15 protein-coding genes and 1 pseudogene are annotated in these 16,580 nt (G+C 69.2%); 6 read left to right on the top strand and 10 right to left on the bottom strand.

The features are described from left to right. Positions 1 to 109 precede the first annotated feature (109 nt). Positions 110 to 1,027: a ribonuclease Z gene (locus ACFXKA_RS28240; RefSeq protein WP_354833340.1), complete on the bottom strand. Its 918-nt coding sequence runs from the start codon at positions 1,025 to 1,027 to the stop codon at positions 110 to 112. Positions 1,028 to 1,146: 119 nt separating this feature from the next. Here ACFXKA_RS28240 and ACFXKA_RS28235 point away from each other — a divergent pair, with 119 nt between their 5' ends. Then, positions 1,147 to 1,611, top strand: a complete 465-nt coding sequence (locus ACFXKA_RS28235; RefSeq protein ID WP_379429592.1) for a DUF6153 family protein — start codon at positions 1,147 to 1,149, stop codon at positions 1,609 to 1,611. A gap of 90 nt (positions 1,612 to 1,701) precedes the next feature. After that, a complete protein-coding gene (locus ACFXKA_RS28230; protein WP_379429591.1) occupies positions 1,702 to 2,361 on the top strand; it encodes a DUF305 domain-containing protein in 660 nt (219 codons plus the stop codon). Positions 2,362 to 2,475: 114 nt separating this feature from the next. Here ACFXKA_RS28230 and ACFXKA_RS28225 read toward each other — a convergent pair whose 3' ends face one another. Next, entirely contained in the window at positions 2,476 to 2,763 is a 288-nt protein-coding gene (locus ACFXKA_RS28225; protein WP_354834057.1) for a hypothetical protein, read from the bottom strand. A gap of 146 nt (positions 2,764 to 2,909) precedes the next feature. Beyond that, positions 2,910 to 4,433, bottom strand: coding sequence for an APC family permease (locus ACFXKA_RS28220; RefSeq protein WP_379429590.1), 1,524 nt, complete (start codon positions 4,431 to 4,433; stop codon positions 2,910 to 2,912). 197 nt (positions 4,434 to 4,630) lie between these two features. On the opposite strand from ACFXKA_RS28220, the gene ACFXKA_RS28215 reads away from it, so the two are divergent. Both ACFXKA_RS28215 and ACFXKA_RS28210 read left to right on the top strand, forming a co-directional pair. Next, positions 4,631 to 5,503, top strand: coding sequence for a hypothetical protein (locus ACFXKA_RS28215; protein ID WP_379429589.1), 873 nt, complete (start codon positions 4,631 to 4,633; stop codon positions 5,501 to 5,503). Then, positions 5,500 to 5,643 (top strand): alpha/beta fold hydrolase, encoded by a 144-nt coding sequence (locus ACFXKA_RS28210; RefSeq protein WP_379429588.1) that lies wholly within the window; start codon positions 5,500 to 5,502, stop codon positions 5,641 to 5,643. The genes ACFXKA_RS28215 and ACFXKA_RS28210 overlap by 4 nt, the downstream gene beginning before the upstream one ends. A 37-nt stretch (positions 5,644 to 5,680) precedes the next feature. Here the strand turns inward: ACFXKA_RS28210 and ACFXKA_RS28205 are convergent, their stop codons facing one another. Further along, positions 5,681 to 6,721 (bottom strand): NAD(P)-dependent alcohol dehydrogenase, encoded by a 1,041-nt coding sequence (locus ACFXKA_RS28205; protein ID WP_379429587.1) that lies wholly within the window; start codon positions 6,719 to 6,721, stop codon positions 5,681 to 5,683. A gap of 140 nt (positions 6,722 to 6,861) precedes the next feature. Between ACFXKA_RS28205 and ACFXKA_RS28200 the strand changes: the two genes are divergently transcribed. Both ACFXKA_RS28200 and ACFXKA_RS28195 read left to right on the top strand, forming a co-directional pair. After that, the gene (locus tag ACFXKA_RS28200; protein ID WP_379429586.1) at positions 6,862 to 8,325 is read left to right on the top strand and encodes a flavin-containing monooxygenase; all 1,464 of its coding nucleotides are present in this window, start codon (positions 6,862 to 6,864) and stop codon (positions 8,323 to 8,325) included. A gap of 4 nt (positions 8,326 to 8,329) precedes the next feature. Then, on the top strand, positions 8,330 to 9,247 hold the full coding sequence (locus tag ACFXKA_RS28195) for an alpha/beta hydrolase (protein ID WP_379429585.1): 918 nt from the start codon (positions 8,330 to 8,332) through the stop codon (positions 9,245 to 9,247). Between the two features lie 121 nt (positions 9,248 to 9,368). Here the strand turns inward: ACFXKA_RS28195 and ACFXKA_RS28190 are convergent, their stop codons facing one another. From ACFXKA_RS28190 to ACFXKA_RS28165, 6 genes and pseudogenes are all read right to left on the bottom strand, one after another. After that, entirely contained in the window at positions 9,369 to 9,656 is a 288-nt protein-coding gene (locus ACFXKA_RS28190; protein ID WP_379429584.1) for a chorismate mutase, read from the bottom strand. Positions 9,657 to 9,795: 139 nt separating this feature from the next. After that, positions 9,796 to 10,365 carry a helix-turn-helix domain-containing protein gene (locus tag ACFXKA_RS28185; RefSeq protein ID WP_354833325.1) on the bottom strand — a complete coding sequence of 190 codons (570 nt, stop codon included), beginning with the start codon at positions 10,363 to 10,365 and terminating at the stop codon, positions 9,796 to 9,798. Positions 10,366 to 10,497: 132 nt separating this feature from the next. Further along, entirely contained in the window at positions 10,498 to 11,733 is a 1,236-nt protein-coding gene (locus ACFXKA_RS28180; protein ID WP_379429583.1) for a cytochrome P450, read from the bottom strand. A 77-nt stretch (positions 11,734 to 11,810) separates the two neighbouring features. Further along, entirely contained in the window at positions 11,811 to 14,492 is a 2,682-nt protein-coding gene (locus ACFXKA_RS28175; protein ID WP_379429582.1) for an alkaline phosphatase family protein, read from the bottom strand. 148 nt (positions 14,493 to 14,640) lie between these two features. Further along, positions 14,641 to 15,777, bottom strand: coding sequence for a BTAD domain-containing putative transcriptional regulator (locus ACFXKA_RS28170; RefSeq protein WP_379429581.1), 1,137 nt, complete (start codon positions 15,775 to 15,777; stop codon positions 14,641 to 14,643). A 187-nt stretch (positions 15,778 to 15,964) separates the two neighbouring features. Continuing rightward, positions 15,965 to 16,580 (bottom strand): annotated as a pseudogene (locus tag ACFXKA_RS28165) (mannosyltransferase); the annotation flags it as partial.

Here is a 16,580-nt window from a genome sequence, read left to right as displayed (position 1 = left end):
GGCCTGGAGGTCTCGTTCTTCCCTCCCTGCGCTCCCCCGCTTCGCTCCTCCGCTCCGCTCAGTCCAGAACGAGACCGGCCGCGAACCATTATGGCCTTCTTCTCCGATGTCAGCGGCGTGGCGGAACCGGAATGCGCATCAGATCCTCGGCCACCACGATCTCACCGTCGAAATGGGCACGGGCATCGGCCAAATGCTGGTCCAGGGTGCGGTAGCGCTGCGAGTAGTGGGTCAGCACCAGGGTGCGGACCCCCGCCCGCGCCGCCACCTGCGCCGCCTGCCCGGCCGTGAGATGACCGTATTCGACCGCCAGGTCCTCATCGGCATCGATGAAGGTGGACTCGATGACGAGCATGTCCACGCCCCGGGCCAGGTCGTGGACGCCGTCGCAGAGCCGCGTGTCCATGACGAACGCGAAACTCTGTCCCGGCCGCGCCTCGCTCACCTCGTCGAGCCTGACGGTGCGCCCGCCGATCTCGACTTCGCCGCGCCGCTGCAATTCACCCACGACCGGTCCGGACAATCCCAGTTCGCGCAACCGCTCGGGAATGAAGCGCAGGCTGTCCGGCTCGTCGAGGCGATAGCCGAACGATTCGACCGGGTGGGACAGCCGCTCCGCGCGCAGGGTGAAATCGGCTCCCGGCGGCGGCAGTTCACCGGCGTCGGTGATCGGGTGCGGGTGCAGTTCCACCCGGCGGTTGTGCGCCGAGGAATCGATGAGCCGTTCGTAGTAGACCTCGCCGGACGCCGGGAAGTAGACGTCCACGGGATGCAGCGCCCCGTCCAAGCTGATGCGGCCCAGCACACCCGGCAGGCCGAAGCAGTGGTCCCCGTGGAAGTGGGTGATGCAGATGCGGGTGATCCCGCTGGCGGCCACACCGGCGAAGCTCATCTGCCGCTGGGTGCCTTCGCCGGGGTCGAACAGCAACCCCTCGCGATCCCACCGCAGCAGGTAGCCATTGTGATTGCGCTGTTTGGTCGGTACTTGGCTGGCCGTCCCCAGAATGACCAGTTCGCGCTGTGACACGGCCGTCAGGCTACCGCCCACCCCGCCGATCCTCGCGATGGCGAGCCGGGCGCGTCCCATGACGATACCGACAGGGGGTATCCGGCACGGGGCAGCGGCAGGTCCGTAGAATGGCCGCCGTGATCGAGCAGCAGCCCAGAGGCACCCGGTTCATCCGGGCCTTCGGGCTGCTCGCCCTGCTGGCCGGGCTGGTGGCCATGCACGCGCTCGTCCTCGGCATGAGCCACGACCGCATGACCGGCGACCACGCCGGGAGCGCGGCGACCGTCATGACCGAGCACCTGCACGACGCCGTTCTGCCCATGGCGGGTATCGCCCCGATCGCGATGGCCGCGGGCGAGGACCACGAGATGTCCATGCCCGGCTGCGGCGGCGATTGCGGCAATGGCCACGCCGGAATGCACGGTTGCCTGTTCGTGCTCGCCGCGCTGCTGCTCGGACTGGGTCTGGCCGTGCTGGCCTGGGTCGGCATCGGCCGTCGCGACGCCGCCGCCTCGACACCGCGCCACCCGCGCGCGCATCACGCCCGTCCACCACCCTGGACGGTGCTCTCCCTGGCCGAACTGGCGATCCTGCGGATCTGATGGGCCGCCGCGGCCGCGTATCCCCCACGCGGACGCGGGTTTTCGCCTGCTCATTTCCCGATTCACCAGTACCCACCAAGGAGTTCGACCATGTTCAGCACCCGGATCAAGCTCGCCCTGATCGCCGGCACCGCGGCCACCGCCCTGATCGCCGCCGGCTGCAGCAGCAATGACACCAGCGACACCCCGAAGGCCGCGCCGTCCTCGACCACCACGGCCATGGATCACGGCAGCATGCCCGGCATGGATCACGGCGCGACCGGCACCTCGGCGCCGGCGGCCACCCGCAGCGACTTCAACGCCGCCGACGTCACGTTCCTGCAGATGATGTACCCGCATCACGCGCAGGCCGTGGAGATGGCGAAGCTGGTGCCCACCCGCTCGCAGAACCAGCAGCTGATCACCCTGGCCACGGCCGTGGAGCAGGCGCAGTCGCCGGAGATGCGGCAGATCACCACGCTGCTGCAGAGTTTCGGCAAGCCCGCGCCGAGCGGCGACATGGGTCACGACATGCCCGGCATCATGTCGAAGGACCAGATGGCCAAGCTGGCGGGCCTGTCCGGCCCGGACTTCGACAAGCTGTGGATGCAGATGATGATCGAGCACCATCAAGGCGCGATCACCATGGCGAATACCGAACTGGCACAGGGCTCCAACGCCGAGTCGAAGGCTCTGGCGCAGTCCATCGTGGCCGCCCAGCAGCAGGAGATCACCCAGATGAACACCATGCTGGGCCAGAGCCAGCAGTAAGAAGCCAACGGGTGCGCCGGTTTCCGGCGCACCCGCAAGCCTCGCTCTCCCAAAGGGATTCAGAGGCGAAGCCCACGGCCTTGGGAGGTATGGCCGCGAGTCACGGGAGTTGTTCTAGTTTCCGATGACGGTGTTCATGATGGTGCCGGCGCTGGTGGCGGTGGCGCCGCCGATCATCGCTCCGGCGATCATCTTCGGTGATTCGAGGCCGCCGCCGCTCCACTTCTCCCAGGCGAACCGGCCACCGCCGTAGGTGATGGCGGTGACGCCGGACAGCATGGTGAACCAGGTGAAGTACCGGACCAGCTTCATCAGCTTGTCCGCTACGGGCGGGGTCTCCGGGGTCGGGTTGCCGATCTGCGCGACAACCGTGGTGTAGGCGTCATGCACAGCGAGGAGCATGCTCACGATCGGTTCCTCTCGGGATGCTGAGACGGTGCTGATGGGCCGAACTTGTGGCACAACTCTCAATATTCAGAGCAATTGAACCGCATTCCACGAGGTGGCGTAGGGAAGACACACCACCAGCACCGAACTCGAGCACCCGATCAGCTACCGGTTTTCGCCTCCGCGCGAGCCATCACCGAGTGCCGTCGGCCGTAGGCGAAGTACACGATCAGGCCCAGCGCCATCCAGATGACGAACCGCAGCCAGGTCTCCACCGACAGGTTGAACATGAGCCAGGCGCAGGCGATGACCGACAGGATCGGGATGAGCGGCACCAGCGGCACCCGGAAGCCGCGCTTCAGATCCGGCCGGCTGCGGCGCAGCACGACCACGCCGACGGACACCAGCACGAACGCGAACAGCGTGCCGATATTGACCATTTCCTCCAGGGTGCCGAAGTCCACGAACCCGGCCAGCACCGCGCAGATGACGCCGACGATGGCGGTGATCCGCACCGGCGTGCCCTTGGTGCCGGTGTGCGCGAGCCGGCGCGGCATCAGGCCGTCGCGGGACATGGCGAACAGCACGCGGGTCTGACCCAGGAACAGCACCATGACGACCGTGGTCAGACCGGCCAGCGCGCCGATGGAGATGATGTTCTTGGCCCAGGTGACACCGTGCAGGGCGAATGCCGTCGCGAGGGTGGCGTCGTTGCCCTGCAGGTCCTTGTAGGACACCATGCCGGTGAGCACCAGCGAGACCGCCACGTACAGCACGGTCACGATGGCCAGCGAGCCCAGGATGCCGCGCGGCACATTGCGCTGCGGATCCCTGGTCTCCTCGGCGGCGGTGGCGACCACGTCGAAGCCGATGAAGGCGAAGAACACGATGGAGGCCGCGGCCAGCAGGCCGTACCAGCCGTAGTGGCTGTTGCCGCCGCCGGTGACCAGCTGGAACAGGGTCTGCTGCAGCTTGCTCGCGCTGCCGGAGTCCGCGTTGGGGACCGAGGCGGGGATGAAGGGCTTCAGGTTCGAGGCCTTGAAGTAGGTGGCGCCGACCACGACCACCAGCGCGATGACGGCCAGCTTGATGGCGACCGCGACCGCGGAGACCCGCGAGGACAGCTTGGTGCCGAGGGCGAGCAGCACGCCGAGCACCGCGATCAGTACGACCGCGCCCCAGTCGAACTTGACCGACCCGAAGTGCCAGATGGGCTGATGCCCGCCCATGACCGTGCCCAGGTACTGCGACCAGCCCTTGGCGACCACGGAGGTGCCGAGCGCGAATTCCAGGATGAGGTCCCAGCCGATGATCCAGGCGACCAGCTCACCGAAGGTGGCGTAGGAGAAGGTGTACGCGCTGCCCGCGACGGGGACGGTCGAGGCGAATTCGGCGTAGCAGAGTGCGGCCAGGCCACAGGCGACGGCCGCGAAGACGAAGGCCAGCGAGACCGCGGGTCCGGCCATGTTGCCCGCGGTACGCGCGGTGAGGGTGAAGATACCGGCGCCGACCACGACCGCGACGCCGAAGACCGTGAGGTCCCACGAGGTCAGGTCTTTGCGAAGTTTGGCATCGGGATCGTCGGTGTCCCGGATCGACTGTTCGACGCTCTTGGTGCGGAACAGTCCGGTGGTGCGTTGGGCAGCGGGACCGGCAGCGTCTCGCGAGGAGTCCGATATCGCCACTGTCTCTCCTAAATCTGGCTTCTCGGCAACAATGCAGTTCTCACCGGTCGGTCACCATCAGGCGAGTTGTCGGCGTCACACGGCACCGTATCATCAGCTGGTACGTACCAGTTCAGCAACAGGCTGGTCACCGAGAAGGCACCCGCGTGCCGCCGCAACACCACGCCGGGGACCGCTGGGCGGATTAGTGTTTCGGTATGGCTTTCGGGGGAACGTCCGCGGGTGGGGATCCGGTCGCGCTGGATCGGGTGCTGGCGCGTGCGCACGGCGTCCGGGTCAGGGAGATGCCCGGGGACGCGCCGACCCTGCTGGAGGAACGGGACCCGATTGCCGTGCGAGCGCTGCGGGACGCCCTGCGCGTCGCCGACCTGTCCGGTTTCGTGTGCATGTGCTGGGGCGATGTGGTGCTGGAGTTCTTCGACACCGACGAGCGTCCGCTCACCACGGTGACCCTGCATCACGGCTATTCGATCCGCTGGGACGGCTGGCCCGGGGACGCGCTGCTGGCCGACGGCGTCCGCTCGCTGGAATGGCTGGCCGTGCGCGGCATCGCCGTTCCCCTGCGCGAATACCGCGTGGCCGAGCAGCGCCAGGCCGAAATCGACCGCACCGCCCGGCTCTGGGTGGCCGAGATCCCCGCACCACTCACGCCCTACACGAACATCTTTCTCGACACGTCCACCTCCGGCGGCGGTCTGACCGGACCCCAGGTGGCAGCGGCCCGGGCCCTGCTGCCGGCGGCGTACCCGGATGCGGTGGATCGAATCCTGCGCCTGTGCGCCTGGTACGCCGCGGGCACCGGCGCCTACTCGGGTTACCCTCCGCACGAACGCATTCCGGCCCAGTTCCTGGATCTGGAGAACCACACCGATTTCGCCCGCGCCGTCGACCTGGCCGACGACGCCGCCATCGCCGGCGCGGTCCGTTACCTGATCAGCTGGGATACCCGAAAACGCCTGGCCCGCCTGCTATCCGCGCTCTCCCCCGCCGCCCGCCGCAAGGTCCTCGTCCACGCCCGCGACGCCGAATCCCGCCGCTGGCTGGAGCGCCGCATCGCGGGGTTGCAATGAGATACCGCCGGGAGCTGGTGCCCGGCGGACAATTCGAGGTGTGGCCGGATGCCCCGCACGCCATCAACGGCGAGTTCCCGGACGAGATCGCGGCGCGCGTCGCGAAGTTCCTCGGCGAGATAGAGCCCGCCGCAGGCTGATTCGTCCGGCCTGCCTCGGGCTCATTTCGCGAATCGGTCAGGGCACCAGGACCGCGCGCCCCCGGATCTGGCCCGCGTCCAGGCGGCGGAAGGCTTCCGGCCCCTCGGCGAGGTCGAAGCGCTCGACCTCCATGTGCAGCTTGCCCGCCTGGGCGAGGGCCACGCAGGCGTGCAGGTCGCTGCGGGTGCCGCCCAGCGATTTCCGCACGGTCGCGCCCCACGGCCAGCCGGGGCCGCCGGCCGGTCCGGCGGTGATTTCCGGTGCGCCGCCGCCGATTCCGACCATGCGGTAGGCGCCGTTGGGGGCGACGGTCTCGCAGGCCAGCTTGGCGGTGGAGTCGACGCCGACGAAGTCGAAGACGGCGTCCGCGCCGCGCCCGCCGGTGAGGTCGAGGATCTGCTGGGCGGTGTCGCCGCCGGAGAGGATGCCGAGTTCCGCACCGCAGTCGGCGGCCAGGTCCAGCTTCTCCTGCGCCTGGTCCACGGCGATGACCCGCACGCCGGAGATGGCGTGCAGGATCTGCACCGCCACGTGCCCGAGCCCGCCGATGCCGATGGCGACCGCGGTGCCGCCGGGCCGGAGTGCTTCGCGCGCACCGCGAATGGCGTGGTAGGCGGTGAGGGCGGCGTCGGCGACCGGCGCGGCCTGCAGGAAGTCCAGGTCGCCGATGGGCACGAACGAGCTCGCCGGAATCCGCACGTACTCCGACATCCCGCCCTCGATGGTGAGTCCGGGGCAGGGCGGCATGGCGACGCGACCCGCCGCGAGACAGACGTTCTCGTTGCCGCTCACGCACTCCCGGCAGACGCCGCAGGTCCAGAACAGGTAGACGACGCCGCGTTCGCCGATCTCGCGCCCCTTCACGTCCGAACCGATGGCCTCGATGGTGCCGGCGATCTCGTGGCCGAGGGTGAGCGGATCCTCGCGCAGCTGGATCGGGAAGTTGACCAGGGTCAGGTCGGAGTGGCAGACCCCCGCGGCGCCGACCTTCACCAGCAGGTCGGTGGGTCCGATGTCCGGGACCGGAATGTCGTTGATCTGCACCTTTTCCGGGCCGGTCCACTGGAGTGCGCGCATCGTGCTTCCTTGTCTCGAACTTGTGATCTGGCGCACACGGTAGCAGTGGCTTTACACTGTGTCTAGCGAATGACGGAATGTCTACTGATTTACTCGAAAGTCTTCCCACCATGTCGGACAGCTGTCTAGGCTCGCGTCCCATGAACACACCGCGGATCGCCATCGTGGGCGCCGGAATCTCCGGGATCTGCATGGCCGTGGCTCTGCAGCGGGCAGGATTCACCGACTTCACCCTCTACGAGAAGGCCGACGAGTACGGCGGCACGTGGCGCGACAACAGCTATCCGGGCCTGGTGTGCGATGTGCCCTCGCGGTACTACCAGTTCCGGTTCGCCATGAATCCCGCATGGTCACACCTGTATTCGGCGGGGCCGGAGATCAAGGACTATCTGGCCGGAGTGGCGCGCGAGCACGGACTGCATCGCCGCACCCGCTTCGGGACCGAGGTGACCGGCGCGGTGTTCGACGGCGACGGCTGGCAGCTCACCACCTCCGACGGCGTGACCCGGCGCGTCGACTTCGTGTTGTGCGCAACGGGTTTCCTGCACCACCCGAGCCGGCCGGATATCCCCGGCTTGGACGAATTCGACGGCCCGGTCATGCATTCCGCGCGCTGGCGGCACGATGTCGAGCTGACCGGCAAGCGGGTGGGCGTGATCGGCACCGGCTCCACCGGCACCCAGCTGGTGAGCGCGCTGGCGGGCACGGTGCCGGAAGTCGTGCTGTTCCAGCGCACTCCGCAGTGGATCCTGCCGACGGTGAACCGGCCTTACACGCGGGTTTCGAAGCGGCTCTACTCGCTGATCCCCGCACTGGGCGCACTCCCCTACTGGTTCAATCGCGCCGCCTTCGCCGTGTTCTCGCAGGGCCTGGTGCATCCCGGCCGGGTGCGCCGGTTCATCCAGTGGGTGGTGGAGCGAAACCTGCGATCGGTCAAGGATCCTGAACTGCGGCGCAAGCTGACGCCCGACTATCAGGCCATGTGCAAGCGGCTGGTGGTGTCCGACCGCTTCTACCAGGCGGTGCAGCGCCCCGATGTCACGCTGGTGACCGAGGGCATCGATCACGTCGAGAAGCGCGGCGTGGTGACCACGGACGGTCGTCTATCCGAGCTCGACATCCTGGTCCTGGCAACGGGATTCGACTCGCACGCTTTCATGCGCCCGATGGCCATCACCGGACTGGACGGCCGCACCCTGGATCAGGCCTGGGAGCAGGGCCCGCGCGCCTTCGAGGGTGTCATGATGCCGGACTTCCCGAATCTGTTCATGCTCGTCGGCCCGCACAGCCCTTTCGCCAATCATCCGCTGACCGCGGTCGCCGAGGCGCAGTCCGCCCGGATCGTCGGCTGGCTGCGGCGGTGGCAGGCAGGTGAATTCGCGACCGTCGCCCCCACCCGTGCCGCCACCGACCGCTACAACGCGCGGATGCGGGCCGCCGCCCCGAGCACGGTGTGGACCACCGGCTGCACCAGCTGGTACCTCGGCAAGGACGGGCTGCCCGAGCTGTGGCCGTGGACCCCGGGGCGCTACGAGAAGCTGATCCGCAGCGCTCCGGATCCGGTCGACTACGACTTGAATCAGCGTGTCGAGAGCCGGAAGTGACATCGTGGAAATAGCGTTCTGGCGCTTGCTCTCCCGCCTGGTGGGCCACTGGTGGTTCGGCCCCGCCCCTGACTGGTCCCGGGTCCGCGCCCGGGTCGGCGCGGGCACCACCTTCGCCCGGGCGCCGCGCGGTATCGCCGTCGAGACCAGTCGACTCGGCGGCATACCGGTCGAAACCCTCACTCCCCGTTCGGCGCCCGCCGATGCCGCGGTGCTGTACCTGCACGGCAGCGGCTATGTGATCGGCATGCCGCGCATGGTCCGCACCCTCACCGGCGCGCTGGCCGCGGCCATGGGGACGACCGTGCACGCCCTGGACTACCGGCTGGCCCCCGAGCACCCGTACCCGGCCGCCATCGACGACACCGTCGCCGCTTATCGAGCCCTGCTCGCGGCGGGCATCCCGGCCGAACGCGTTGCGGTGGTCGGTGATTCGGCCGGCGGCGGCCTGGCGCTGGATCTGGCCCTGCGGCTGCGCGAGAAGCACTGGCCGCAACCCGCGATCCTCGGGCTCATCTGCCCGGTGCTGGATCTGACCGCGAATTCCTCGGCCTTCCAGTGCGATCCGAGCCGGGAGCCGCTGCTGAACCCGCCGCTCATGACGCAGTTCATGGACGCCTACCTGCCGGGCGTCCCCGAGGACGAGCGCCGCGCCCGGTCGCCGCTCTACCGCGACATCACCGGCCTGCCGCCCATCGTCATGCATTCGGCGGGCGACGATCTGCTGGCCGGCGACGCCCGCCGCTTCGCCGCCATCGCGGCGAAATCGGCTGCGCCCCTGCGGCACCGCGAGTACCGCAATCTCTGGCACGTCTTCCACGCCATGCCGATGCGCGTGGCACGGGAAGCCGTGACCGATCTCGCCTCCGCGCTGTCCGACCGCCTCTACGGCCACCACGTCGGACATCGGGCAGGCCACTGATCCGATCGCGCCACCGGGACCGCCCGGCCGGTGAACACCCGCTCATGGCCCGCCGCACCACCTTCGGGCCCCGTCGGCCCACCGTCACGGAGATGGGCCGGGAGCCACAGGTGCATCGAGCTCACCGGCGTGCGCTGTGCTCGTCCAGCTCGAGTGCGATGAACGCGCCGATCATGGCCCGCCAGACCGCTTCTGCCACAGCGGGCTCCAGCCCTGCGGCGGCGGCGCGCTCGCGTGCCAGCGAGACGACCCGCTCAACGCGATCGGGCGCACGCACGGCCTGCTCGTCGGCCTTGAAGGCGGCGGCCGCGCGCACCAACTCCTGTCGCTCGGCCAGCAGCCGGATCAGGTCACCGTCGAGAACGTCGATGCGCGTGCGGACTTCGGCCAGCGAACGTGGAGCGGACATGAGCAGGCAGCCTATCGAACGCCCCGGAGGAGTGCCGCCGACCGCGCGCGTGACCGGCCTGGTTCGGGGCCCGACCGCGCCGCCGCACTGCGGTCACAGGCCGGCGGCGCCCGACTGTCCGGTTCGGCGGCCCCGCGGATCAGACGAAGGCGCGGCTGACGACCGGCACCACGAACTCCTCCAGCATGGCGCGCTCCTCGGCGTCGTCACGGCCGGGGGCGGCGAGGAAGGAGACGATGATGCGGGTCAGCCAGCGGGCCAGCCGGCTGCGTTCGGGATCGGTGAGGGCGGTGGGCGTGAACAGGCCCGCCGCAATGGATTCGATGACGTCGGAGTCCTGGCTGATGCGCCCGGCCGCGCCGGATTCGCCGGGGCGGAACCAGGCGATGAGCATGGGGTCGGCCCGGACCGCGTGGATCGCGCCGAGCATGGCGGTGACCACCTTCTCGCCCGGATCCTCGATCGTGGCAACCTGTTCGAACACGCCCCCGGCAATGCGGCGGGTGGCGCGGTGCACGAAGGCCAGGCGGACGGCCTGCCGGTTCTCGAAGTACCGGTAGAGGGTCGCGCGGGAGCATCCGGCCGCCTTGGCGATATCGCCCATGCCGACCGCGGTGACGCCGCGCTCGGCGAACAGGCGCGCGGCGGCATCGAGGATGCGCTCGGCGGCCAGGTCGGCGCGGTCGTCGGCCAGCCAGTCTCGGCTCATGGATGTCCCTTCGCTGCTCGCGGGTCCGGCGGCGGGGCAGCCGCCACCGGACCCACTCGTGCACACTCTGCCCGCGCGGTGCGCGGATGGTGCGATCGGGCCGACCTTGGGTGCTGGCCGGCCCGGAGTCGGTCAGGCCGTCGCCCGGAACGGGACGGAGATCGGCCAGCGCACGTAGTTGCCGTGCGCCCACTGCACGGTATCGAGATCGACGGTGAAGTCGGGGCAGCGGGCCAGCAGTTCCTCCAGAGCGACCCGTGCCACCATGCGGGCGGCGGCCGCGCCGAGGCAGTGGTGGTGGCCGTGGCTGAAGGTCATGATGCGCTTGGGATTGCGGCGCACGTCGAGTTCGGCGGCGGTGGGCCCGAATTCGCGTTCGTCGCGGTTGGCCGACCCGTAGAGCAGCAGCACGCGGCGGCCCGCGGGGATGGTGACGCCGTGCAGCTCCACATCGCGGGTGGCGGTCCGAGCCAGGCCCTGGACCGGGGAGGTCATGCGCAGGAATTCCTCGACGGCGTCGGGGATGAGCGCCGGATTCTCCACCAGCAGGCGGCGCTGGTCGGCGAAGGCGGTGAGCAGTTGCACCGCACCGCCGAGGTTTCCGGTGGTGGTGTCATTGCCGCCGGTGATCATGGTGAAGGCGAAGCCGAGCATGGCCAGCAGGCCCTCGTTGTCGCCATCCGCGCCGAGCCTGGAGGCCAGCAGGTGCGAGATGGTGTCGTCGCCGGGTTCCTTACGCCGCCGGTCGATGAGTTCGCTGAAGTAGCCGACCATTTCACCGACCGCGGTGAAGGCGTTCTGGTCGCCCGCGGCCAGTCCCGCACCCTCGACCGCGCCGCCGACGATGTTCTCGGTCCACGCGTCGAACTTGCCCCGATCCTGTTCCGGCACACCGAGATAGTGCGCCACCACCATGGTGGGCAGGGGCTTGAACAGGTCCTTGACGATATCGCCGGAGCCCGCGGCCCGCAGGCCCTCGATGCGCTCGACGACGAAGGCCCGCACCTCGGGTTCGACCGAATTCACCTGCCGGGGTGTGAATCCCGGTGATACCCGGCGGCGGAAGTCGGTGTGGTCGGGCGGGTCCATGAAGACGAACGGCTTGGCGGCGCCGAATCCGGCGGCCAGCAGGTCGACGTAGTCGACGGTCAGGCCGGAGGCCGAGGAGTAGGTCTCGGGGTCGCGCGCGGCCGCGTAGACGTCCGCGTGCCGGGACAGGACGTAGAAGTCGTCGGATTCGCGGCCCTCCGGGACGGCCCGGTGGACCGGATCGTGGTCGCGCAGCTGGGAATACATGGGATACGGGTCGCGCCAGGTTTCGCCGGAGCGCAGTTCGAATCGCACCGCATGAGACGCCGTTGAACTCATGAACCGACGGTAAGACAAAACCAGCGATATGTCTAGAACACGTTGCATAACTGACCCGATGTACCAGGCAGCCGGAATCAGAGCACCCGGAAGCGCACCGGATGGGCCAGCGGCCGGCCCGCATCATCCAGGTGATGTAGCAGGTAGGAGCCCGTCGGCAATGGACCGGACCGCGGGGCCGCGTCGGCCGGGACCGCGCCGACCTGCCGCAGTCCCGCTACCGGAGCGACCGCCGCATCTGCCGCGCCAGGCTGGGCGACGACCGGCAGGACCACCTGATCCCGCGTCACCCCGTTCCCCAGCGTGAGAGTGCGCAGCGCGGGCGTGGCGGGCACCGTGGCGGCCAGGCCGCCGGGATCGGCGTAGACGGCGAGGCGATGCCCGGCCACCGCGCCCGCCAGGCCGTAGCTGACTACCAGGTCCCGGCCGGGCTCGTAGAGGGACCGGTCGAGCAGCAGCCGGTCGAAGGGCGCCGCGTCGTCAGCGGTCCTTCCGGCAGCTCCGGTCTCGACGAATCCTCTTGCCCGGCACCAAAATCCGGCATCCGCGGCGGCCGTCACCGAGAAGTCGTACCAGCCCGCTCCCTCGGCATCGGTGTCACAGGACATCTCGCGCCGTTCGGTCCCGCCTGCCGCGATATCGATAGTCCAGGGCCCGTCGTGACGGTAGGCATTGGAGATCACCGCGACCGAAACCCGTTGCGTCCCGCCATTTTCGAATACCCAGGAGAGCTTGCGCCGGCCGGAGGCGGCCGCCGTGGCGGTGACCCGCAGCGCGCCGCACGGACCGGTGAGATCGCCGGCGAAGCGGCGCTGGAAGCCGTCGGGGCCGTACACCGAATAGTCGTAGCGACCGTTCACCGCCGGAAAGTCCTGTGCGACAGTGCCGCCGCCGGGGATGTCGAAGCGGGTCGGCGTGAAGTCCGCGGCGAAGGCGTTCGGGTGCACCCGGCAGTGCACGGTGCCGGTGCCGCCGTTGTCGATGGTGAGGGTGATTCCGCCCTGCCCGTTGGGCGCGCACCGGGCCTGCATCCGATACGGCAGCGGCACCCGCGCCTTGCTGCCGCTCTGCTGCTTCGGCAGGCGCTGCACGAACGGAAGCGGTTGCGCGACACCGGACATCGCCTGCTCGGCGCGCGGGGCGGCGGTGGGCAGGATGAGGGTGCGGCGCGCGCCGAAGTCGAACAGCGAGGACAGGTCGCCGCACACCTCCCGCCGCCACGGGCTGATATTGGGTTCGGCGACACCGGTGACCCGCTCCAGGAACTTCAGCACCGAGGTGTGGTCGAACAATTCGGAGCAGACGGCCTGTTTGCTCCACGGCGACACGATGATCGCGGGTGTCCGCGCGCCCAGGCCGGCATTGTGGCGGCTGAAGTATTCACCGGGCGCGCCCTCCGGCGGCGCCGGCGGCGGGATGTGGTCGAAGTACCCGTCGTTCTCGTCGTAGTTGAGGATGAATACCGTCTTGTTCCAGACGTCCGGGTGTTCGGCGAGCGCCTCCAGCACCCCGCGCACCATGGCCTGCCCATTGCGCGGGCCCATGACCGGATGCTCGCAGTCGACGTAGGGCGCGACGATCCAGGACACCGTGGGCAGCCGTCCGGTCGCCACGTCGGTGCGGAAGGATTCCAGGAGCGTGCCGGTGCGCGCCCGCAGCAGCCCCTGCTCCACCAGCGCCCGCTGCCCCGCCGACAGCTCGTCCAGGCCCCGCTTCAGGTCGGCGGCGTAGGCGGGTTCGAGGCTCGGATCCCGTTGCAGGTCCGTGTAATAGCGGAAGAAGTTCTCGAAGGCGACCCCGCGCCCGCCATTGGTGTACTTCAGCGCCGCCCGCGCGGCCTCACGGAAGGGCAGGAAGAACTCGAGCGCATTGTCGGTGTAGTTGTCCCACTCCTGGTAGACGCGCCAGCCGATGCCGCGCTCCTGGAGCCGTTCGGCGTAGGTGGTCCAGGGCAGGCCGAAGATGATGTCGTTGACGTAGCGTCCGGCGTCGGGGCCGAGCAGTGCGTCGTAGAGGAACAGATTGCCGGTCCGCGGCGCCACCAGCCCGGCCAGCGATTCGGCGACCGAGTTCGGGAGGGCGCTGGTCAGTCCGTGCACCATCCCCAGTACGGCATCCACGATCCCGGCGACCGGCAGGCTGCGCATCCAGCGCAGTTTCAGATCGTCGGCGAACAGCGAGACCTGCAGGGATTCCGCGAAATTGTCCAGGGCCAGCGGGTTTTCCACGGTGCCGGTGAACAGGTACATGCGATTGGGGTCGGTGGGCCCGTTCACCGAGCAGTGGTAGCCGTCGCACAGGGTGAACGCCTCGGCGAGCTGGTAGTAGAAGCCCAGGCTGTCGCGGTCGTAGCCGACCATGGTGCCCTCACCCTTGGCGGGGATCCAGCCGTCGTGCCGGCCGAAGGCGAAAGCGTCATGGCCGGTGCGGGTTCCGTGATCGGTGCCGTCGATGTTCTGGAGCGTGGTGGGGTATGGCATCACCACCCGGCCGCCGTCGGGCTGGTGGAAAACCGAGCGTCCGGTGGACAGTTGTAGCGCATTGAGATCGGCGTAGCCGCGCACGCCGGCCATGGAGCCGTAGTAGTGGTCGAAGGAGCGGTTCTCCTGCATGAGGATGACCACGTGTTCGATCCGGTCCCAGCCGCCGGGCGGGGCCGGTTCGGCCCAGGCCTGCACCAGGCTCGGCGGGAGCATCGACATGGCTCCGGCCGCACCACCCAGCTGCGCGGCGTGCTTCAGAAAACGCCTCCGATCCATGGCAACCCCTGTGAGCATAGGAACGGCTACCGTTGAGGATCGCCGACCGAGCTTGGGGGTTCGTGGCGGTGAGGGGGATCAGTAATGAAGGGTCAGTTAATCATTGGCTCCGGACGTCGCGGATCTGTCATGTGTCATTCACTGCTGTTCAGCCGGCGTTGTCCTCGTCGCGAACCAGCAGGAAGACCAGTTCGGTATCGCCGATGCGCAACACCGCTCCATCGGACAATAATCCGCTGTCGGCAACCCGTGCGCCATCGACATAGACGCCGTTGGAGGAGTGCAGGTCCTTGATCACCCAGGTGTGCCCGTTGTCGATGAGCAGCGCGTGGTGGCGGCTGACCCGGCCGTCGGCGAGCGCGATGTCATTGTCGGACAGGCGGCCGATGCGGGTCGTGGAGCCGGTCACCGGGAAGACGTTCCCGGAGCGGTCGCGCAGCAGCGCCTGCGGCTCGTGCCAGCTGCGGTCCACGATGGTGGTGGCGCGGGTGGCCGAGGCCGCCGCGACCGCTGGCACACTGAGCTGATCCTGGCGCAGGATGCGTGATTCCAGCTCCCGGATGCGATGGCCCGGATCGATGCCGAGTTCCTCGGCGAGGATGCCGCGCAGCCGGCGGGCCGCCTCGAGCGCGTCGGACTGCCTGCCGGTCAGGTAGAGCGCGGTGATCAGCTGCTCCCAGAGCGATTCCCGCAGGGGATGATCGCGCACCAGCAGGGCCAGCTCGGAGACCACGCCCTCGGCGCGGCCCTGGGCGATATCGGCCTCGGCGCGGGCCTCGATGACGCCGATGCGCTCGTCGTCGAGGGCGACGGCGTAGGCGTCGGCGAAGCCGAGTCCGCGCAGATCGGACAGGACCGGTCCGCGCCACTGGGCGAGCGCGTCGGAGAGGGCGTCGGCGGCGGCGGCGAATCGTCCGGCGGCGAGGGCGCGCAGGCCGTTCTCGCGGCGGGCGCGGAAGCGGAAGACATCGCAGGCCGGGTCCGCGAGCACGATGCGGTAGCCGGTGCCCATGTGCTGCAGCATGTTCCGGGCGTCGATGCCGCCGTCGCGCAGCGGCTTGCGCAGATTGGAGATGATGGCGTGCAGGCTGACGCGTACGTCGGGCGGCGGATTGTCCTCCCAGACGGCGCTGGCCAGGGCCTCGACGGATACCGGACGGTTGGCGTTGATCGCCAGGTAGGCGAGCACGGCGCGCTGTTTGGGCCCGCCCAGCGGCTGGGCCACCCCGTCGATGGTCAGCTGCACCGGGCCGAGCACCCCCACCCGCGCGCGCACCTCGCCCATCGCCGACCTCCCACCCGGCCCCAGCTGTCGCCCGTCACTGTAGCTATCCACGGCCGCCCCTCGCATCCACCGAATTCCTCTCACCGAACTGGTCGGTCCCCGGCCCGAATTCGTTCCACCCAGGCGCGAATACGACGGGCATGCACCGGTGCCCGCACCAGTGCATGCCCGTGGATGCTGTCCCCGGTCAGGGGTTGAGGTTGTAGACCTCCACATTGCCCATCATGGTGACCGGGTAGTTCGCCTTCACCCAGGCGGTGATCTGGGCGGAGGTGGACTGATCCGACTCCGAATTACCCGGGCCGGACTGCGGGTTGCTCGGCTGACCGGCATTCGGCCGGCCACCCCGAGAGTTGTTGTCCTGTCCGGATTCCTCGCGCTGACGCACCAGCAGGTAGCCGATCTGATGGTCGGCGACGTACTGCTGGAACTGGGCCAGCGTCGGTGAATCGTCGCGACCGCTGAAGCCACCGACCGCGAGCAGCGCCTTGCCCGTGCTCAATTCGAGCGAGCTGACGTCCTGAGCGCCGATAGCGGCTGCGGCCCAACGGGTGTCACTGCCCGCGATGAGGCCGGCGACCTGCGGGTCGGCCACGCCGCCGCGCTGGCCGGGGCCGCCACCGTGTTCGCTGCGGGGCGGACCGGCGGTCGGGCTGCCGCCATTGTGCACCTGGGCGACGGTCTCGAGGGTATAGACGGTGGGACCGAGCAGCCCGGCGAGCAGGGCGAAGACGCCGATGGCGAGCGCGAAGCGCGGCAGCTTCGGGGCGACCAGCAACGCGGCCGCGGCGACCACCGAGAGC

Origin of the sequence: Nocardia sp. NPDC059228 (genome assembly GCF_042754245.1) — a bacterium.
GTDB lineage: Bacteria > Actinomycetota > Actinomycetes > Mycobacteriales > Mycobacteriaceae > Nocardia.
The sequence above is the reverse complement of the archived record's forward strand: the minus strand, read 5'-3'. Positions and strand labels throughout refer to the sequence as shown.